The sequence below is a fragment of the Kitasatospora sp. NBC_00039 genome, assembly GCF_045160625.1.
GTDB lineage: Bacteria > Actinomycetota > Actinomycetes > Streptomycetales > Streptomycetaceae > Kitasatospora.
In genome coordinates, this window is sequence record NZ_CP108289.1 from 7,946,815 (window position 1) to 7,966,424 (window position 19,610).

The 19,610-nt window shown below is 75.2% G+C and carries 19 protein-coding genes; 9 read left to right on the forward strand and 10 right to left on the reverse strand.

The window, feature by feature from the left end:
- Positions 1-42 precede the first annotated feature (42 nt).
- From OG286_RS35175 to OG286_RS35205, 7 genes are all read right to left on the reverse strand, one after another.
- Entirely contained in the window at positions 43-1,731 is a 1,689-nt protein-coding gene (locus OG286_RS35175; RefSeq protein ID WP_405366005.1) for an MFS transporter, read from the reverse strand.
- Between the two features lie 71 nt (positions 1,732-1,802).
- Entirely contained in the window at positions 1,803-2,348 is a 546-nt protein-coding gene (locus OG286_RS35180) for a TetR/AcrR family transcriptional regulator (protein ID WP_396323648.1), read from the reverse strand.
- Between the two features lie 231 nt (positions 2,349-2,579).
- Positions 2,580-2,972, reverse strand: coding sequence for a cell division protein SepF (gene sepF, locus OG286_RS35185; RefSeq protein WP_396323647.1), 393 nt, complete (start codon positions 2,970-2,972; stop codon positions 2,580-2,582).
- 268 nt (positions 2,973-3,240) lie between these two features.
- Positions 3,241-3,771, reverse strand: coding sequence for a DinB family protein (locus OG286_RS35190; RefSeq protein WP_396323646.1), 531 nt, complete (start codon positions 3,769-3,771; stop codon positions 3,241-3,243).
- 91 nt (positions 3,772-3,862) lie between these two features.
- Positions 3,863-4,603 (reverse strand): TVP38/TMEM64 family protein, encoded by a 741-nt coding sequence (locus OG286_RS35195; protein ID WP_396323645.1) that lies wholly within the window; start codon positions 4,601-4,603, stop codon positions 3,863-3,865.
- 99 nt (positions 4,604-4,702) lie between these two features.
- Positions 4,703-5,416 carry a dienelactone hydrolase family protein gene (locus OG286_RS35200; RefSeq protein WP_405366006.1) on the reverse strand — a complete coding sequence of 238 codons (714 nt, stop codon included), beginning with the start codon at positions 5,414-5,416 and terminating at the stop codon, positions 4,703-4,705.
- A gap of 193 nt (positions 5,417-5,609) precedes the next feature.
- Positions 5,610-6,869, reverse strand: coding sequence for an MFS transporter (locus OG286_RS35205; protein WP_405366007.1), 1,260 nt, complete (start codon positions 6,867-6,869; stop codon positions 5,610-5,612).
- A 171-nt stretch (positions 6,870-7,040) separates the two neighbouring features.
- On the opposite strand from OG286_RS35205, the gene OG286_RS35210 reads away from it, so the two are divergent.
- The 9 genes from OG286_RS35210 (at position 7,041) to OG286_RS35250 (ending at position 14,946) form a co-directional block, all read left to right on the forward strand.
- Positions 7,041-8,234, forward strand: coding sequence for an ROK family transcriptional regulator (locus OG286_RS35210; RefSeq protein ID WP_396323642.1), 1,194 nt, complete (start codon positions 7,041-7,043; stop codon positions 8,232-8,234).
- A 234-nt stretch (positions 8,235-8,468) separates the two neighbouring features.
- A complete protein-coding gene (locus tag OG286_RS35215; RefSeq protein WP_396323641.1) occupies positions 8,469-8,885 on the forward strand; it encodes a molybdopterin-binding protein in 417 nt (138 codons plus the stop codon).
- A 127-nt stretch (positions 8,886-9,012) separates the two neighbouring features.
- Positions 9,013-9,465, forward strand: a complete 453-nt coding sequence (locus OG286_RS35220) for a hypothetical protein (protein ID WP_396323640.1) — start codon at positions 9,013-9,015, stop codon at positions 9,463-9,465.
- Between the two features lie 65 nt (positions 9,466-9,530).
- The gene (locus OG286_RS35225; protein ID WP_396323639.1) at positions 9,531-10,250 is read left to right on the forward strand and encodes a glycerophosphodiester phosphodiesterase; all 720 of its coding nucleotides are present in this window, start codon (positions 9,531-9,533) and stop codon (positions 10,248-10,250) included.
- Positions 10,247-11,356: a winged helix DNA-binding domain-containing protein gene (locus tag OG286_RS35230; protein WP_396323638.1), complete on the forward strand. Its 1,110-nt coding sequence runs from the start codon at positions 10,247-10,249 to the stop codon at positions 11,354-11,356. Before OG286_RS35225 ends, OG286_RS35230 begins: the two co-directional genes overlap by 4 nt.
- 177 nt (positions 11,357-11,533) lie before the next feature.
- Positions 11,534-11,977: a hypothetical protein gene (locus OG286_RS35235; RefSeq protein WP_396323637.1), complete on the forward strand. Its 444-nt coding sequence runs from the start codon at positions 11,534-11,536 to the stop codon at positions 11,975-11,977.
- Between the two features lie 235 nt (positions 11,978-12,212).
- A complete protein-coding gene (locus OG286_RS35240; RefSeq protein WP_396323636.1) occupies positions 12,213-12,644 on the forward strand; it encodes a hypothetical protein in 432 nt (143 codons plus the stop codon).
- A gap of 296 nt (positions 12,645-12,940) precedes the next feature.
- A complete protein-coding gene (locus OG286_RS35245) occupies positions 12,941-13,978 on the forward strand; it encodes an AI-2E family transporter (RefSeq protein WP_405366094.1) in 1,038 nt (345 codons plus the stop codon).
- Between the two features lie 89 nt (positions 13,979-14,067).
- Positions 14,068-14,946 (forward strand): virginiamycin B lyase, encoded by an 879-nt coding sequence (locus OG286_RS35250; RefSeq protein ID WP_405358776.1) that lies wholly within the window; start codon positions 14,068-14,070, stop codon positions 14,944-14,946.
- A 12-nt stretch (positions 14,947-14,958) separates the two neighbouring features.
- Here OG286_RS35250 and OG286_RS35255 read toward each other — a convergent pair whose 3' ends face one another.
- The 3 genes from OG286_RS35255 to OG286_RS35265 form a co-directional block, all read right to left on the reverse strand.
- A complete protein-coding gene (locus tag OG286_RS35255; protein WP_405358775.1) occupies positions 14,959-15,942 on the reverse strand; it encodes a helix-turn-helix transcriptional regulator in 984 nt (327 codons plus the stop codon).
- A 218-nt stretch (positions 15,943-16,160) separates the two neighbouring features.
- The gene (locus OG286_RS35260) at positions 16,161-19,115 is read right to left on the reverse strand and encodes an AAA family ATPase (RefSeq protein ID WP_396323632.1); all 2,955 of its coding nucleotides are present in this window, start codon (positions 19,113-19,115) and stop codon (positions 16,161-16,163) included.
- Positions 19,116-19,351: 236 nt separating this feature from the next.
- A complete protein-coding gene (locus OG286_RS35265; protein WP_396323631.1) occupies positions 19,352-19,540 on the reverse strand; it encodes a hypothetical protein in 189 nt (62 codons plus the stop codon).
- Between the last annotated feature and the right edge of the window lie 70 nt (positions 19,541-19,610).

Below are 19,610 nucleotides of genomic sequence, written 5' to 3' on the forward strand. Positions count from 1 at the left end.
CGGGAACCCCGCGCCCGGTCGGGGCGAGGGGTTCCCGTGCGGTCAGGCGCCCACGTTCTCCGGCACCTGCGCCGCCCGCTCCTGCTCGGCCTGCGCGCGGCCTGCGTGCTCCTGCGCCGCCCGCTCCTGCTCGGCCTGCGCGCGGCCTGCGTGCTCCTGCGCCGCCCGCTCCTGCTCGGCCTGCGCGCGGCCTGCGTGCTCCTGCGCCGCCCGCTCCTGCGCCGCCCGCGGCAGCCCCTTCAGCAGGCGCCAGGCCAGGGCCGACGCGGCCAGCAGCAGCGCGCCGGCCAGGACCGCCGCCACGTTCATGCCGTGCACGAAGGCGTCCCGGGCGCTGCCGAGCAGCGGCCCGGCCACCGTCCGGGGCAGGCCGTGCGCGGCCTCGACGGCGCCGCCGAGTGACTCGCCGGCCCGGGCGGTGGCCACCGCCCCGGCCTCGGCCGGGACGGCCAGTGCGCCCGTGTACAGCGCGCCGACCACCGAGCCGACCAGCGCGATGCCGAGCGCGGTGCCCAGCTCGTACGCCGTCTCGGAGACGGCCGAGGCGGCGCCCGCCTTGTCGGCGGGCGCGGCGCCCAGGACCAGGTCGGCGCCGAGCGTGTAGACGACTCCCTCGGCGGTGCCGACGATCAGGAAGGCGGCGGCGAGCAGCAGGTACGTGGTGTCCTGGTGCACCCAGCCGATCAGGCCGAGGCCGATGCCCATGGCGAGCAGGCCGAGCGTCAGTGCGGCCCGGGCGCCGGTGCGCCGGGCCAGCCGGGCGGTCAGCAGCCCGCCGACCACCGCGCCGGCGAAGGCCGGCAGCTCGGCCAGGCCGGCCTTGAGCGGCTCGTACCCGCGGACCAGCTGGAGGTACTGGGAGGTCACGAAGACCACACCGGAGAGGCCGATGAGCGCGGTGAGCGACGCCAGCACGGCGCCGGTGAAGCGGCGGTCGGCGAAGAGCCGGACGTCCAGCAGCGGGGCGGGCAGCCGCAGCTGGCGGCGGACGAAGACGGTCAGCGCGGCGGCGCCGAGCACGGCCGCGACCGGCACGTCCCAGCGGGCCACGCCGTGGGCCGCGGCCTCCTTGATCGCGTAGACCACGCCGATCACACCGGCCAGCGACAGCAGCACGCTCAGCACGTCCCAGCGGCCCGGCTTCGGGTCCTTGGACTCGGGTAGCAGCCAGGCACCGAGGACGAGCAGCAGCACCAGCACCGGGATGTTGAGCAGGAACACCGAGCCCCACCAGAAGTGCTCCAGCAGCACCCCGCCGACCACCGGGCCGAGTGCGGCGCCGGCGGTGGCGGCCGCGCCCCAGATGCCGATCGCGGTGGCCCGCTCGCGGTCGTCCGGGAAGAGGGAGCGGATCAGAGACAGGGTGGACGGCATGATGGTCGCCCCGGCCACGCCGAGCAGCGCGCGGGCCAGGATCAGCCAGCCGGCGCTCGGCGCGTAGGCGGCCAGCAGCGAGGCGGCACCGAACGCGGAGGAGCCGGCCAGCAGCAGCTTCTTGCGGCCGATCCGGTCGCTCAGGGATCCCATGCTGACCAGCAGGCCGGCCAGCACGAAGGAGTACGCGTCACCGATCCAGAGCAGCTGGGTGCCGCTGGGGCGCAGCGTCTCGCTGATCGACGGTATGGCGAGGGAGAGGACGGTCGCGTCGACGGCGACCAGGGTGACGGCCAGGACGAGGACGGCGAGGCCGGTCCAGCGCTGGCGGGGGCGGGCGAGGACGGTGCTGCTCATGGGGTATCGGTTTCCGGCCGCTGTTCCGAGGGCCTGTGATCCGAGGTGCTGTGGGTGGGGGGGTCGGTGGACTACGGGCGGCGCAGGGCGCCGCCGAGGAAGAGCTCGGCGAGTGAGAACGCGGCGTCGCGCGGGGCGAGCCGGCCGTCCTGGATGGCCCAGCCGATGCCGGCCACCAGGTCGAAGAAGGCCTCGCTGAGCCAGCCGGCGGAGAGCTCGATGCGGAAGACGCCCTGCTGCTGGCCCCGCAGGAAGAGCGCGTGCAGCCGGGAGATCTGCGACTCCCAGAGGTCGTTGATCTCGTCGTCGTCGTAGAGCTGGTTCTCGCCGGCGAGGAAGGCGCAGAGCGCGGCGTCCGGGACGGTGGCGTCGACCAGGCGGCGCAGTGCGGTGTGCGCGTCGCCGTCCTCGACGGCGGCGGTGTCCAGCGCGGCTCCGAACCGTTGCAGGCCGAGCAGGCCGACCTCGCGGATCAGCGCCTCCCGGCCGGGGAAGAGCCGGTGCAGGGTGGCGCGGCTGATGCCCGCGGCGCGGGCGATCTCGTCGAGGTGGGCGGTGGGGCGGCGGGAGAGCACGCCCACGGCGGCCTCGAGGACGGAGTCGCGGTCGGTGGCCATGGGACGAGTGTACGACGAATGAGACATGGATGTCTCAATAATTTCACCAGCGCCTCATCTGAGGCGGGAGTGGCCGGTGTGACGGCAGCAAAAAACCGGGGACGGCGGTGCCGTCCCCGGTCGTGCGCGCTGTGCGGCCGGCGGGCTCTGCTCGGGCCCGGTCGTGCTCGGGCCCGGCTCTGCTCGGACCCGACTGCGTTCGGGCCCGGCTCCGCTCGGCGCCGGTCGTGCTCAGCTCTGGTTGTAGAAGCCGGTGTCGTCCAGCGGGCGGTCGATCACCATGACCTCGACGTCCGCCGGGGTGAGCAGGAACACCCGGCGGGCGATCCGCTCGATGCCGCCGCGGGTGCCGAAGATCAGGCCGGAGGCGAAGTCGACCATGCGCTTGGCCTCGGCCTCATCCATCTCGGTGAGGTCCATGACCACGGGCGTGCTGGCCCGGATGTGCTCGCCGACCGTCCGGGCGGCCTCGAAGCCCGTCGGCCGCAGGGAGACGATCTTCGTGGGAGCGGGGGAGGCCGGTACCGTCTCCTGCTCGATCCACTCGTCGTCGTACACCGCGGCCGGGTAGTTCCCGGAGGGCATCAGCCACCCGTTGTGGTGCTCGTCGCGAAGTGCTCCCATGCCGCGCCTCCCTGCCTCGTTCCGTACAGGTCCCCCGGTGCGCGTGTCCTTTTGACACGTCATCCACTCGTCGGAACTGTCCGAGTATCGCACTGATCACTGGTCCCGTGCCCGCTCGCGACCCCCGTACGAGTCGTGCCGCGCCGGAAACCCGGGCGAACCCGGGCAACTGTTGCGACGCAGCGGAACGGCGGACGGTTGCGCGCGTAGACCATATCGGTCGCGGTCACCGCTTAATCGACCTTCTGTCAACAATGCGGGAACGATTTCACTCGCCGGTTGTGCCGTCCACCAGCTCCCGCAACAGGTCGGCGTGGCCGTTGTGCCGGGCGTACTCCTCGATCATGTGCACCAGGATCCAGCGGAGCGTCACCTGCTCGCCCCGGCGGTCGCGCTTGCCCACCGTCTCCAGCGGCAGGCCCTCGCAGGCCGCGCGGGCCGCCGCGATCTGGGTCTGCCAGGTGGCGAAGTCCGCCTCGGCGTCGGCGGCGTCGACGAGGTCGAAGTCGCCGTCGGGGTGCTGCTCGCTCCAGTAGAGGCCACCGGGGCCGGTCTCCTCGCCGAGCAGGATGGCGCGGAACCAGAAGCGCTCCACCTCGGCCATGTGCCGGACCAGGCCGAGCAGGGAGAGCGAGGACGGCGGGACGGAGCGCAGCCGCAGCTGGTCGGCGCTCAGGCCCTCGCACTTGACGGAGAGGGTGGCACGGTGGAAGTCCAGCCAGGCGGTCAGCATGGCGGTCTCGTCCGCGGCGAACGGGGGCTCTGACCGGGTGGTGGCGGTCGTCACGGGGGTTGTCATGGCGGTCATCCTGGCGCAGGGGTACGGCGGAAGCCACCGATTAGTCGGCGGGGCGCGCGCGGCGCCGGTGTGCGGCGGGCCCGGCGGGCGCTCAGGCGGCGGCCGAGCGCCGCCGGGACGCGGCCCGCCAGAGCGAGACCAGGCTCACCACGACCAGCGCGGCGATCGCCCCGGCCGACACGAGGAACGCCGCCGACCCGGGCTCGCCCGCACTGGCCGCCGCCGTCACGTAGACCGCCGTGGTCGGGACGACGCCCAGCGCGGTCGCGGTCAGGAACGGCAGGAACCGTACGCCGGAGAAGGCCGCGCCGTAGTTGCCGGCCTGGAACGGCAGTCCGGGCAGCAGGCGCAGCAGCAGCACGCTGCGGAACCCCTGCTCGGTGAACCGCCGGTCCAGCGCGGTGAGCATTCGCCCGCGCAGATAGGGGCGCAGTGCCTCGCGTCCGAGCAGCCGCCCGAGCACGAAGGCCATCGCGGCCCCGAGCGTCGTCCCCAGCACGGCCAGCAGTACGCCCTGCTGGATGCCGAGCAGCAGGCCGGCCGCCGCGTTCAGTGCCGGCCGCGGCACGAAGGCGAGCGTCCCCACCGCGTAGACGGCGGTGAACGCGGGCGCCAGCCAGTACCCCGGCATCCCGGCGGGGAGCCCGCCGGAGAGCAGTGCCGTCGGGCTCCAGAGCAGCAGCGAGCCGGCCGCCGCCGCGAGGATCACCACCAGCAGGGCGAACCGCAGCCACGACGAGCGCAGCGGTGGGTGCGGGTCGGTGTCGGAGGGCTTCGGCGGGGCCGGCGCCGCGGGCGTGGCGGCCGATGCGGGCGATGCGGGGAGGGGCACGGCCCCGAGCCTAATCGGTGGGCCGTTGTGCCCCGGGAGCAGGTCCGGGGCGCGACGGCCGGGCCGGCGGGCCCGGCGAGGGGACGTGCGGGGGCGGGGTCAGGCAGGCCCGGACGCGTCCGGGCGGGCCAGGAAGGCCAGCAGCCGCAACCAGGCCGTCCTTGCCGCTTCGGCGTGCTCGGCCTCGCCACGCTCGAAGAAGTTGTGCGGCGCCCCGGGGAAGGTCGTGAACTCGTGTGGACAGCCGGCTTCGGTGAGCGCGGCATCGAAGGCGGCGACGGCGGCGGGTGGGATGTGTTCGTCGGCCCCGGCCCAGAACGCGAGGATCGGGGCCGTGAGGCCGGGGGCGAGCTGGGTGGGGCCGGGAGCGCCGTTGAGGGTGTCGGGATAGCCGTAGAAGCCGACCGCGCCGGCCAGGCCGAAGCGGGGGGCGGCGGCGCGGAACGCCTGGCGGCCGCCGAAGCAGAAGCCGAGCGTGACCACCTCGGCCGCGCCCGACTCCCGGAGACGGGCGACGCCTGCGGCGAGGTCGGCGTCGAGCCCGTCCGGGGTGAGGGCGAGCAGGTGCGGCAGCAGGTTCGGCAGTTCGCCGAATTCCGGGGCGCGCATTTCCGGGTCGGGTCCGGCGGTGCGGCCGTAATAGTCCAGGGCGAGCGCCGGGTGGCCCTGTTCGGCGAGCCGGACGGCGGTCTCCCGATAGAAACCGGAAAGGCCCTTGTTGTCGGGCAGGACGAGGACTCCCGGGCCGGTGGGGAATTCCGGCCTGGCCAGGAAGGCGGCGAACGCGGTGCCGTCGGCGGACCGCAGGGTCACCCGGGTAGCCTCGGCGATCGCGCTGGTGGGAGGGGTGAAAGCAGGTGGCGCGGCATGGGCGTCATAGCACACGGGAAAGGACTCCACTGGTCGCGGAACTGCCGGGCGCGGGTGCGTCCGGCAGCTGGCGATAGTAGTGCGGAAGTCCTCTTCCGGATATGGATCATATCGCTCGGAGATTATTTCCGAAAGGCTATTTCGGTGACAATGCCGTCACGTTTTCGGCGGCCTTGTCCTGGGGGTCGGCGCCGCCCGGGAAGTCCGGCTCGGCGCGGCGCAGCGCGCCCGCGCTCAGCAGCAGGGCGAAGGCGAGGGCGGTGACCACCCCGAAGGAGACGGTGAGCGAGGTGGCCTGGGCAAGCCCGCCGACGATCGCGGGGGCGACCAGGCCGGAGGTGTAGGTGACGGTGGCGACGCCCGCGATGGCCTGGCTCGGGTTGGTGCCGATCCGGCCGGCGGCGGCGAAGGCCAGCGGCACGATCACCGCGATCCCGATGCCGATCAGCGCGAAGCCGGGAATGGCCAGCGCCGGGCTGTCCGCGCCGACCACCAGCAGGCCGCCCGCGGTGGCGACGGCGCCGCCGAGCCTGGTCGCCCGCACGGCCCCGAGCCGGCGGATCGCCGCGTCACCGGCCAGCCGGCTGACCGCCATGGTGAGCGAGAACGCCGTGTAGGAGGCGGCCGCCACGGTGGCCGAGGCGCCGGTGACGTCCTTGAGGTAGACGCCGCTCCAGTCCATCGACGCGCCCTCGGCGAACACCGCGCAGAAGCCGACCAGCCCGATCACCAGTGAACTGCGCGGCGGCAGCGCGAACCGCGGCGGCGCCTCGGCGCCGTCGGCGGCCCGGAAGTCGGGCAGCTCCCGGCAGACCGGTTGGGCCAGGGCGGTCAGCACCAGTGCGGTGACCAGCAGTTGGATCCGGGCGTCGAGGTCCTGGTGGGCGGCGAGGATGCCGAAGCCGGAGGCCAGCAGCCCGCCGACGCTCCACATGCCGTGCAGCCCGGACATGATCGAGCGGCCGAGCCGCTGCTCGATCTCGACGCCCTGCGCGTTCATCGCCACGTCCGCCATGCCGGCTGTCGCGCCGTAGACGAACAGCACCGCGCAGAGGGCGGGGAGCGTGGGGGCGAGGGCGGGCAGGGTCAGTGCCAGGCACCAGAGGGTGAGGAGTCCGCGCACCGCGGCCCGCCCGCCGAAGCGGTGGACGAAGCGGCCGGCCAGTGGCATCGCAAGGAACGAGCCGATGGCGGGCATCACCAGGGCCAGGCCCAGCCGGCCGGGGGAGAGGTCGAGGCGGTCCTGGATCCACGGGATCCGGGTGACGAAGGTGCCGCCGACGGCGCCGTGCACGGCGAACACCAGGGCGACGGCCGTCCGGGCCCGGCGGGGCCGCTCCAGCGGGCCGGGGCCGGCCGGGTCGTGGCGCGGAACTGCGGTCGGTGTGTCGGTCATCCGGTTTTCCCTCCCGGCCGCGCCGAGGCGCGGCGGTGCCCTGTGGGTGTTTCCGCACATAGGTGTCCTGCCCCTATGTGCCCGGCGCGACCTGGTTCGTGTGCGGCGCCGCGGTTCGATAAATTATCAGGAAGGGATCCTGATAGAAACACTCTGGAAGGATGCACTTCCATGACCATCGCGCGAACGGCCACGCCCAGCACCGCCCGGGCGATCAACGACCGGCTGGCGCTCGACCTGCTCCACGACCGGGGACCGCTGACCGCGACCGAGCTGCGCGACCTCACCGGGCTCTCCCGGCCCACCGTCGCCGACCTGCTCGAACGCCTCCAGCGCGCCGGCCTGGTCGCCGTGGTCGGCGAACGCGGGGAGCAGCGGCGCGGCCCCAACGCCCGGCTCTACGGGCTGGTGGCCTCCCGGGCGCACATCGGCGCCATCGACGTCCGCTCCGGCGGCGTCAGCCTGGTCGTCGCGGACCTCGCCGGGCAGACGCTTGCGGCGGCGGATCTTGCCGTCGAGGGCAACGGCGAGAGCGGAACGGCGGCCCGGATCGTCCGGACCTTGCTCGACACCGCCCGCCGGTCCGGCGTCGAGCAGTTGCACACCGTCGCGGTCGGCGCCCCCGGCCTGGTCGACCCCGCCACCGGCCGGCTCAAGAGCACCGGCGCGCTGCCCGCCTGGCACGCCGAACTGCTCACCGCCCTGCGCGAGCTGCCCGGCACCGACGTCATCCTGGAGAACGAGGTCAATCTCGCAGGCCGCGCCGAGTACCGGACCGGCGCCGCCCGGGGCCAGGACACCTTCGTCCTGGTCTGGCTCGGCCACAGCGTCGGCGCCGCCGTGATCATCGACGGACGGCTGCGCCGGGGCGCCTCGGGTGGCACCGGCGAGATCTGCTTCCTGCCCGTGCCGGGCACCGTCGCCCTGCCCAGCGCCACCGACTGCGAGGGCGGCTTCCACGGCCTGGTCGGCAGCGCCGCCGTCTGCGCCCTGGCCCGCGCCCACGGCCTTCCGGCCGGCCCGGGCGACGACGCGGCCGCCGCCGAAGCCGCCGTCCGGGCCGCGCTCGACGCCCTCGGCGACGGGCAGCCGGGCGGGCCGTTCCTGGACGAGCTGGCCGGGCGGATCGCCGTCGGCACGGCCGCCGTCTGCGTCGTCCTCGACCCGGGCTGCGTCGTGCTCGGCGGCGAGATCGGCCGGGCCGGCGGCGCCGAGCTGGCCCGCCGGGTCGAGCACCGGCTCGCCGGGCTCTCCCCGCTGCGCACCGAGGTCCGGGCCGGGACGGCCGGCGGCGGAGCGGTGCTCGGCGGCGCCGTCCTCACCGCCGGCGACGCCGTCCGGCGGGACCTCTTCGGCGAGCCGTAGCGAGCCGCCCGGCGGCCCCGGCGGCCCCGGCGGCCCCGGCGGCCCCGGCGGGCCGGGACGGCCGGGCCGCGCCGCCACGGCGGGTGCTCCGCTTGGCCGAGCGGGCCCCCGGTGCGGCAGGATGGCGGCGACGGCCGGACCACCGCCGTCGCCCCCTGTGACACGGACGTGCTGCCGAAGACCGCCGTGACACCGGAGTCCGCCGTGCCACCGAACCACCGTCAGGAGTCGTACATGGGCCACCCCGAGGGACCGGTCAACCCGTACCGGATCGGTGAGGCGGCGGCGATGCTCGGCGTGAGCGCCGACACCATGCGGCGCTGGGTGGACGCCGGCCGGGTCGCCGCCGAGCGGGACGAGCACGGCCACCGGATCATCCCCGGCACCGAGCTGGCCGCCTTCGCCCGGGAGCTGGCCCGCCCAGAGAACGCCGAGGCCGACGGGCGGCCGTCGTCCGCCCGCAACCGGTTCCCGGGCATCGTCACCCACGTGGTGCTCGGCGACGTCGCCGCGCAGGTGGAGATCCAGGCCGGGCCCTTCCGGGTGGTCTCGCTGATCAGCCGGGAGTCGGCGGAGGAGCTCGACCTGGTGCCCGGGGCGCCCGCGACGGCGGTCATCAAGTCGACCAACGTGATGGTCGAAAGGCGCTGAGCCGGCTCCGTCGCTGCGGCCCGCCGACGCCCTGCGGCTCCCGGCCGCACGCCCCGCCGAGCACCCCCGACGCCCCGTAGGCCCCCGATTCCCCGCAGAGCCCCGCCGACGAGAGGACCGCCACCCGATGCCCCATCCGCCACTGCCGTCCACCCAGAGCGCCGTGTTCGCGGTCGAGGCGATGGCCGCCCGGCACGGCCGCGAGGTCCGGGCCAGTCATGACATCGGCCGCGACCAGACCTTCGCCGGCCTGGTCGGCGCCGGCGTCGGCGGCGCCGACGGCGAACTCGACGCTATACCCCACGAGGCGCTGCTGGAGATCACCGGCCGGCCCGGGACCACCGTCCGGCTCTTCGTCCACGACGAGGCGGTGGTCACCGTCGAGAGCATCGCCTTCGACGTGCCGCGCGACAGCGTGCCGGCCTTCCTCGACTCGGTCTGGAGCGGCCTGGTCCAGGTCAGGCAGCGGACCTTCCCGCCGTCCTGCACGCTGATCGTCACCGTGCCGGGCGAGGCCCCCTACCGGGAGGCCGTCACCCACCAGCACCTCTCCCCGTGGCTCGCGGGGCTGATCCGGTGAACCCCGCCGGCCTGCCGAGCACTCCACCCGAGACCCCGACGAAGGCCCCGAGGACCGCCACCGCCGTGAACGCACCCATCCCCGCCGACCGCCGCCCCGTCCTCGCGGTCGCCCACCGCGGCGACCCCTACCGGTACCGCGAGAACACCCTGCCCTCCGTCGAGTCCGCGCTGACCGCCGGCGCCGACGCCGTCGAGGTCGACGTCCGGCTCACCCGCGACGGTGTGCCCGTCCTGCTCCACGACGAGACCCTCGAACGCCTCTGGGGGGACCCGCGCCCCCTGCGCCGGGTCACCCTCGACCAGCTGGACGAGCTGCGCGACGGCGACCTCGCCGTCCCCACCCTGGCCGAGGCGGTCAAGGCCGTCGCCGCCACCCCGGCCGCCCGGCTGCTGATCGACCTGGACGACCCGCACCCCGCCGCCGCCACCTGGCAGGCCGTCACCGGCCTCGGCGCCGAGCAGCGGGTCGCCTTCTGCGGCCCCGCCACCGCGATGCTCGCCGTCCGCGCCCTCGCCCCGGACGCCGAGATCGCGCTCACCTGGAAGCAGCCGCGGCTGCCCGCCCGCGCCCTGCTGGACGACCTTCGCCCGCGCTACCTCAACCCGCCGTTCGGCCTGGCCACCCCCGAGTTCACGGCCGCCGCCCACGACGCCGGGCTCGCCGTCTCCACCTGGACCGCCGACCTTCGCCGCACCATGCGCCGACTGCGCGGGGCCGGCGTGGACTCGATCACCAGCAACCGGATCGGCGTGCTGCGCTCCGTCCTGGACGGCCGTCGGTGACCTCACCGGACGTCCTGGGCCCCCGCGCGCTCGGCCGCGCCCTGCTGGCCCGTCAGCACCTGCTCGACCGTGCCACCATGACGGCCGCCGACCTGGTCCGCCACCTCGGTGGGCTCCAGGCGCAGGCCGCACCCCAGCCGCCCTACCTCGGCCTGCTCTGCCGGCTGGAGGGCTTCGCCACCGAGGAGCTCACCGCGCTGATCGAGCAGCGCCAGGTCGTCCGGATCGCGCTCCAGCGCGGCACCATCCACCTGGTCACCGCCGACGACTGCCTGACCCTGCGCCCGCTCCTCCAACCCCAGCTCGACCAGGGCCTGCGCGGCACCTACGGCAAGCAGCTTGCGGGCCTCGACCTCGACGCGCTCGCCGACGAGGCCCGCGCCCTGGTCGAGGAGGAGCCGCGCACCTTCCGGCAGCTCGGCCCGCTGCTCGCCGCCACCCGCCCCGACCGCGACCCGGCCGCGCTGGCCCAGGCCGCACGCTGCCGGCTGCCGCTGGTGCAGGTCCCGCCGCGCGGGGTCTGGGGCCGCGGCGGCGGCGCCGCGCACACCACCGCCGAGCACTGGCTCGGCCGGCCCCTCGACCCGGCCCCCTCGCTGGACGACCTGGCCCTGCGCTACCTCGCCGCCTTCGGCCCGGCGACCGCTGCCGACCTGCAGAAGTGGTGCGGCCTCAGCCGGCTCGGCCCGGTGCTGAAGCGGCTCGCCCCGGGGCTGCTCACCTTCCGCGACGAGCACGGACGGCTGCTCTACGACCTGCCCGCTGCGCCCCGGCCCGACCCGTCCGTCCCGGCCCCCGTCCGGCTGGTCGCCCCCTTCGACAACCTGGTGCTCTCGCACGCCGACCGCAGCCGCGTCCTGCCCGAGGAGTACCGGCACCGGCTGATGACGCAGAACGGCATCGTGCCCGGCATCCTCCTGGTGGACGGCCTGGTCGCCGGCAGCTGGCAGCTCGCGGAGGGCGGCCGGGGCGAGGAGCGCGCGGTGGTGATCCGCCCGTACGCGGCGCTGCGCCGGGCCGACCGGCAGGCGGCGGAGGCCGAGGCGCAGCGGGTGCTCGCCTTCGCGGGCGGCGGCGAGGCGGTCCGGTTCGAGGCGGCGGCGTAGCGCGGGCGTTCGGCCGGCATCCGGATGTCCGACTGCCGGTCACCTGTTCGGCCGCGGGTGGCCCGATGGGATGGCGCCTCGCGTTTCGTCCGGGCACGACTGGTTTCCGCGGGTTGAATCGGGCCATTCATCGACCTGCGGTGCCGCACGGCACCGCGCGAGCGAGTGGAGACCGGCGTGGCACTCCTCCCCAGCGGCACCTACAGCATCAGCAAGCCGAATGAGCAGTTGCTCTCTCTGGCCGGACCCAAGGAGCCCGTGGTCCTCATCCCGCCGGCCGAAGGCGAACTGGAGGCGCAGTCGTGGGAGGTGGAGGAGCTGGACAACGGCAACGTCCTGCTCCGAAACCAGCGGCACCGGGTCCTCGCGGGCTACGAAGGCTACCCCCAGGAGAACGCCGAGGTCGTCGGCTCGTCCGAGGGCCGGGAGTGGGAGCTCCGCCAGGCGGGGGGCCCGGACGGCTCCCGGTTCCACATCGTCGTCCCCGGCGGGCGGGCCGGGGGTGAGGAACTGGCTCTCGACATCAGCGTGCTGGACATCTTCCCGACCCGGATCGCGCTGCGGCCGCTGGACGTCGACGACCGGCAGCAGGCCTGGGGCTTCTTGATCCACCTTCCCTAGACCGGGCCCGTGGGCGTTTCGGGCCGGCGGTCCGGGCGCTCCGGCGGGGCGGTCCGGTGCGAGGAGGCCGGACGGGGCAGATGTTCGGGTTCCGTGCGGGTGCGTGGGTGGATGAACTCGATGGAGTGAGGCTCCGGCGGTTCCTCCGTGTACGGCCGGGGTGCCGCCGCTTGAATCGACTCGCCCAGTAGTCGGCGGTGCCCGTGCGGCGCCGCCCGTCAGAGTGGAGTCGACCATGGCACCCGTACCGAACGGCGTCTACGCCATCAGCAAGCCGCAGGAGCAGTTGGTGACGCTCATGGAGCCGAAGGACCTCGCGATGCTGCTGCCGCCCACCGGGAACCCCGGTGAGCAGGAGTGGGAGGTGCAGGGGCTCGACGACGGCAACGTGACCATCAAGAACCTCCGGCACGGGACGTACCTGACCTACGACAGCGACCCGAATGTCAACGAGATGATCATGGGGAGCACCGAGCCCCGCCCGTGGGCGCTCTACCAGGCGGCGGAGCCGTTCTCCTTCCACGTCGTCGTCCCGGGTGGTCCCATCGAGGGGACGGAGCTGGCGCTGGACATGAGCCTGCTGCGGATCTTCCCGCCGCGCCTCGCGCTGCGGCCGCTGGAGGTCGGCAACCAGCGGCAGGCGTGGCGGTTCAACTTCCACGAGTGACCGGCCGGGGCTGAGTGTCCCGAACGCCCGGGCCGGTGGCGGCCGGCCCGGGCGCGCCCCGGTGCGGCAGAACGGGCGATCAGTCAGATCATCTGCTGAGATGGGGCGAACGTGGACTGATCGGCCCAGGCGGAGGTGCGGATGTCCGGGGAGACCGGGGAGCCGGCGGCGTCCTCGTCCGGCACTGAGCCGGACGGCACCGCCCGCGAGCGCCGGCCGGACCACCGCAGGCCGTACCTGATGCTGCCGCCCCCGGTCCGGGCCGCGGCCGCCGGTCGGTCGCGGGCATCCTCCTCATCACCGTCGCCTCGCTGGTCGTCTTCGCCCTGGTCGAACTGCGCGCCGCCACCGTCCCGGTGATCCTGGCGCTGCTCGGCACCTCGCTGCTCTACCCCGCGATGCCGTGGATGGTGCGGCGCGGGGTCGGCCGCGGCCTGGCCGCCGGGCTCACCTGCGCCCTGCTGGTGGCAGCCGTCGGCGGGGTGATCGCCCTGCTGGTCAACTCGCTGGTGCACAGCGCCCCGCAGATCGCGGAGGCGCTCCCGCAGGCCGGGGACCGGCTCGCGAACTGGCTCGGCCCGTTCGGCGAGAAGATCCGCCACGCCCTGGACAACGCCAAGGGCGAGACCAGCTCGCTGGTCTCCGCGCTCACCAACGGCGTGCTCTCCGGGCTCGGCCTCGCCACCCGGATCGCCACCGGCGGCGTCCTCGCCCTGGCCCTGGTCTTCTTCTTCCTGCGGGACGGCCACCGCACCCCCGACGCCGTCCGCTCCTACCTGCCGGCCCGCACGGCCGAGACGGTCGTCGCCTGCGCCGAGCGCGCCTTCGAGGCGATGGCCGGCTTCATGCGCGGCACCACGCTGATCGCCCTGATCGACGCCTTCTTCATCACCATCGGCCTGCTGCTGCTCGATGTCCCCGGCGCGCCCGGGCTCGGCGCACTGGTCTTCATGGGCGCCTACATCCCGTTCGTCGGGGCCTTCCTCTCCGGGACGGTCGCCGTGCTGGTCGCGCTCGCCGAGGGCGGGCTCGGCACGGCGCTCTGGGCGCTCGGCGTGGTGCTCGCCGTCCAGATGATCGAGGGCAACGTCCTCCAGCCGCTGATCCAGAGCCGCACCGTCGAGCTGCACCCGGCCACGATCATGGTTGCCGTGGTGGCGGGATCAGGCATCGCGGGCATCCTCGGCGCCCTGCTCGCCGTGCCGGTCTGCGCCGCCGGCCTCGGCGTCGTCTCCGTCCTGCGCGGCGAGATCGGCCGCTCCCGCCGGGGTGGCCGGCGCGGCGCGACGGCCGGGCGGGCACCCGGCCAGGAGCAGGAACCCGTGCAGGAGTAGGCGGGCCGGCTGGCGCTTGTCCTGCGGGCGGCGCGTGTGCGAGAGTGCTAATGCGACGGAAGTCGCGATAGCACCGAAGGGGGATGCGCATGACGTTCGAGAGGTTCCCGGTGTCGGACGGCCGGGCCGGGCCGTACGGGGTCGCGATCGGGCTGGACGCCGCGGTCTGGTTCACGCTGGTGCACGCGGGGGAGATCGGGCGGCTGGCGGCGGACGGGACGGTGCGGCGGTTCGGACTGGGGGCGCCGGAGTGCGGGCCGTCGGTGATCGCGGCGGGGCCGGACGGCGCGCTCTGGTTCACCCGGATGCGGGACCACCGGATCGGGCGGATCGACGCGGACGGCCGCGCGCGGTCGTTCGACCTGCCGACGGAGGGCGCCGGGCCGTTCGGGATCGCCGCCGGGCCCGACGGCGCGCTCTGGTTCACCGAGCTCGCCGCCGGCCGGATCGGCCGGATCACGGTGGACGGCGAGGTGACGGAGTATCCGCTGCCGGTGGCCGGCGCCTACCCGTCGATGATCACCGCTGGGCCGGACGGCGCGCTCTGGTTCACCCTCAACCAGGCCCACGCCGTCGGCCGGATCACCCCCGGCGGGGAGGTGGCGGTGCATCCGCTGCCCACCGAGGGGGCTGCGCCCGTCGGCATCACCGCGGGCGGTGACGGTGCGCTCTGGTGCGTCGAGATCGGCGCCGGCCGGATCGCCCGGCTCGCCGTCGACGGCACGGTGACCGAGTACCCGCTGCCCGACGGGGCCGCCCGCCCGCACGCCGTCGCGGCCGGTCCGGACGGGCGCCTCTGGTTCACCGAGTGGGCCGGCAACCGGATCGGCTCGCTCACCCCGGGAGGCGGCTACGAGGGGTACGGGCTGCCGGTCGAGGGCGCGGAGCCGCACGGCATCGCCGTCGGCCCGGACGGCGCCGTGTACGCGGCGCTGGAGATCGGCGAGATCGTCCGCCTGGTGGTCTGAGCCGGCGGGTCGTCACGGGGGCTGGGCGCCGTACCGGTCGGCGAGCTCGCGGACGGTCGCCGCGAGGCGGGCCCGCAGCGCGGGTGGTTCGAGGACCTCCACGTCGGCGCCCAGCTTCAGGAACTCGCCGTGGGCGTGGTCGAGCGACTCGATCGGCACGGCCGCCCTGGTCCAGCCGTCCGCCTCCACCACCCCGCCCTCCGCGACCGCCCGGCCCGCCGCGTGGCCCAGCTGTTCGCGGACCCGGGCGGCGCCGCGCGGCGACAGCCGCACCACCGCCTCCGCGGTGTGCAGCCGCGCGTGGAAGTCGGCGAGCCGGTCCCGCCAGTGGGCGGCCAGATCGAAGCCCGCCGGTGGCTCGAAGCGCTCCTCCAGGGGGTGCAGCTCAAGGATCTGGTCGACCCGGTAGGTGCGCGCGCTGCCGCCGCCCGCGCCGGCGACCAGGTACCAGCGGCCGGCCTTGAGCACCAGTCCGTACGGTTCCAGCCGCCGCTCTACCTCGGTGGGCGCCTTCCACCGCCGGTAGCGGACCCGTACCGCGTGCCGGCCCCAGACCGCGGCGGCGACGGCCGCCAGGTGCGGCGTCTCGTCCACGTTCCCGTACCAGCCGGGTGCGTCGAGGTGGAAGCGCTCCTGGATCCGCCCGGCCTGCTCGCGCAGCTCCGCCGGGAGGGCGGCCCGCAGCTTGAGCTCGGCGGCGGCCAGCACCTCGCCGAGGCCCAACTCGGCCGCCGGGCCGGGCAGCCCGGCCAGGAAGACGGCCTGCGCCTCATCGGCGGTGAGCCCCGTCAGCCGGGTGCGGTACCCGTCGAGCAGCTGGTAGCCGCCGCCGTGCCCGGCGTCCCCGTAGAGCGGGATGCCGGCCGCGGCGAGCGCCTCGACGTCCCGGTAGACCGTCCGGACGGAGACCTCCAGCTCGTCGGCGAGCTGATGGGCGGTCATCCGCCCCCGGTTCTGCAGGAGCAGGAGCAGCGAGATCAGTCGGCCGGCGCGCATGGCTGCCAGTATCCACTTTCCACTGACAGCAGATGACAGTGGACCGGCTCCAGCCTCCGGGGCATGAACGACTCCGCCTTCCTTCACGACCCCTGCGCCGGGGGCACCCGTCGTGGCCGCCCGCGGCAGCTGCGGCTCGCACCGGTGCCCCGCCGCTCCCGGCGCCCCTGACGGCGGGCCTTCGCGGGAGTGACCGCCGCACGGCGCCCCTCAGCCTTCTAGGGGATGGCCGACGGCTCGGCGCAGAGGTCGGCGGCGAGGGCGCAGAGGGCGGCGCGGTCCGGGCGGCCGGTCTTGGCAAGCAGGTTGGCCACGTGCTTCTCGACGGTGCGCGGGGAGATCGAGAGCCTGCTGGCCAGCTGCTGGTTGCCGGGGCGGTCGGTGAGCAGGACGAACACCTCGTACTCGCGCAGGGTCACGCCGTAGGTGCGCAGGCGGGCCGGGACGGCGTCGCGGCCGCCGCGGTGCTGGGCGACGCTGGCGCCGGCGCGGCGCAGCAGCGACCGGCAGGCGGCGGCCACCGGCTGGACCTCGGCGGCGTGGAAGTACTCCTCGACGGTGCGCAGCCAGGCCACCGGCTCGCCCCAGCCGTCGGCGAGCGCGGCCTCGGCGGTGAGCCGCAGCGCCAGGTGGTGGGCGAGCGGGAAGGGGGCCGCCGTCGCGCGGGCCTCGGCGAGGGTGCGGGCGGCGTCCTCCGGGCGCTGCTCACGGCCGAGCAGCACAGCCTCGGCGAAGAGCAGGAACTGGCGGTTCCAGGCGAGCCCGGCGGCCGGGGCGGTGGTGGCCGGCGCGAACTCGGTGCGCGTCCAGGCGCCGGTCACGACCTCCAGCAGCGGGTGCAGGCCGTGCCGGCCGGCCAGGTAGAAGACGCTGGGGTGGTCGAGCTCCCAGGCGAGGCCGGCGGCCAGTTCGGCGCGGGCGCGGGTGCGGTCCTCGGCGAGCAGGGCGCCGACGGCCCGGCAGAGGCCGTAGCGCAGCGGCACCAGGAACGATTCCTCGCCGCCGGCCTGCCGGAACCGCACCAGCTCGCGCTCCATCTCTCGGCCGCGGCCGCGGTGGGCGGCCAGGGTGGCGGAGCCGAGCAGCAGGTAGCGGTGGGCGGCGAGGTTGTGCAGCCGGGCGGTGGCGTCGAGGCAGCGGTCGATGATCTCCCGGGCGGCCGGCCAGTCGCCGCGCAGCACGGCGTTCATGGCGAGCAGGCCGTCCAGGGTCTGGGTGAGCACGATCGCGCCGAGCCCGGCGGCGGCCTCCCGGGCGTGGGCGAGGCGGGTGCCGTCGCCGGTGCGCATGAAGGCGTTGGCGCCGAGGCGGAGCAGTGCCTCGACGCGCCAGACGGGGAGGGCGTGCGACTCGGCGACGGCGAGCATGCGTTCCAGACAGGCGTCGGCGTCGTCGAAGCCGCGTTCGCGGGCCAGCAGGGCGAGCAACTGCCAGGCCTGGCAGGCGACGACCGGCAGGCCGGCGCGTTCGGCGACCTCGGCGGCGCGGCGGGCCAGGCGCTCGGTCTCGGCGGGGGAGACGCGGTCGGGCGCGTGGTGGTCGGGGAGGAGGGTCAGGTGGCCTTCGACCACCACGAGGGCGGCGTCCTGCTCGGGGCGCGGGTGCGCGCCGGTGAGGGCACGGGCGGCGGCGACCTGCGCGGCGGCCTCGGCGGTGCGCTCGGCCATCACCGCCGCCCACGCGAGCCGGGTGTGCAGCTCGATCCGGCGCTCGACGGCGGGGAGCCGGGTGTCCGGCGACGGGGCCGGCACCGACGGGAGCGTGCGGGCCAGCTCGAACGCCCGGTCCAGCCGGCCGGACTCGGCCAGTGCCGGCAGCAACTGCTCGGTGACGGCGGCCCGTTCGGCACCCCCGGCCAGCTCGTGCGCGCGCTCCAGCAGCACCACCGCCGAGCCGGCCGCGCCGGCCTCCAGCAGCCGGCGGCCGGCTTCGGCGAAGTGCACCGCGGCGCCCGCCCGGTCGCCGCCGGCCAGCAGCAGGGAGGCGACCAACTGGCGCCGTTCGTCACTGAGTTCGGGGTCTTCCCGTAGGATCTCCCGGGCCGCCCGGCGGGCCACGGCGGCCCGCTCGGCGGGGGCGAGAGCGGCGGTGACGGCGTCGGCGGTGAGCGTGTGCCGGAACGCGTAGCGGTCGGGGGCGGCGCCGTCGGGCACGATGACGTTGGCCTCGGAGGCGGACCGCAGGTGGCTGAAGAGCGTCCGGTCGTCGTGGCCGGTGATCAGCTGGACGGTGGCGACCGAGAACCGGCTGCCCAGGGTGGCGGCGGTGAGCAGGAGTTCGCGCACCGGCGGGTCCAGCTGGTCGATCCGCCGGCCCCAGCTGCGGACGATGGTGCTGGGCACGGCGGTACAGAGGTCGCCGGCCACCTCCCAGCCGTCGCCCGCACGGCGCAGTGCGCCGGAGGACAGCATGTCGGAGAGCAGTTCCTCGATCAGATAGGGGCAGCCGTCGCCGCGTTCGGCCAGCTGCTCCAGGGCCGCCGCGGGCACCTCGGCGACCTCGGTCTCCAGGATCGCGGCGGCCATCGCCCGTACGTCGGCCGGTGGCAGCGGCCGCAGTTCGGCGACGGTCGCGGCCCGCCGGCGCTCGGCGGCCCGGACCAGGTCCAGCGCCGGGCCGGGCTCCGCGCGCAGCGTGCCGACCAGCAGGACCGGCAGGCCGGCCAGGTTGTCGACCAGGTACTCCAGGACGGCGACCGTCTCCGCGTCGGTGTCGTGCAGGTCCTCCAGCAGCAGGACGCAGCACTGATCCCGGCCGAGGACGGCGAGCAGCCGCAGCAGCGCCTCGGCGAGTTCGACCACCGTCTCGGGGTAGCCGGCCGCCCCGGCCGGCTCGCTGCGCCACTCGGGCACCAGCCGGGCCAGGGCCGGGCGGTAGGGGGCGAGTTCGGGGTCGGTCGGGGTCCCGGCGGCCCGGAAGCGGGAGGAGAGCGCCTCGATCAGCGGCCGGAACGGTGTGACGGTCAGCGTGGAGGAGCCGCGGCCGCGCAGCACCGGGAGCCCGAGCCCGTAGGCCTGGTAGGCGCATTCGCCGACCAGGCGGGACTTGCCGATCCCGGCCTCGCCGAGCAGGAAGACCGCTTGCCCGGACCGTTGGCGGGAGGCCGCGAGCGCGCTGCAGAGCAGGCCGATCTCGGCCGCCCGCCCGATGGTGATCGACGAAGTGGTGCGCATGGCCGCAGGCTACTTGACGGTCTGTCGGATCTGTAGGGTGGAGAATCGGCCACGAAGTGTCCACCGTGCCATTGCGGGATGGTTACCGTACGACCACATTCGTGGCGGTGGCCTCCGGTTCACCGCCGGGACCGCCACCGGGAGGCTGCCCGGTCCCCGGTGGCGGTCCGGCCGGGCGGGCGCGTGCGCGGGGCACGCGTCGTCCGGGAGCCGGCGACGGATTCGTTCCGGGCCGGTCAGGCCGGGACGGTCATGGTCGGGAACTCGAAGGCGGGCGCCGTGGTGCCGCCGGAGGCGAGCAGCTGGGAGCGGAGGCCCAGGCCGCCGCCGGCCCGCAGCCGGATCTCGCCGGCGGGGTGGTCGGCCGCCTCATCGGGTCGGCCGGTCGTGTGCTTCCGGCTGGGTGTCAGATCGGTGTCGCGCATGTGCTCAGGTACTCCCATTCGTCGTTGGGCCGGGTGTTGGCAGGTGGAAACCGGGCGGGCGGCAACGCCC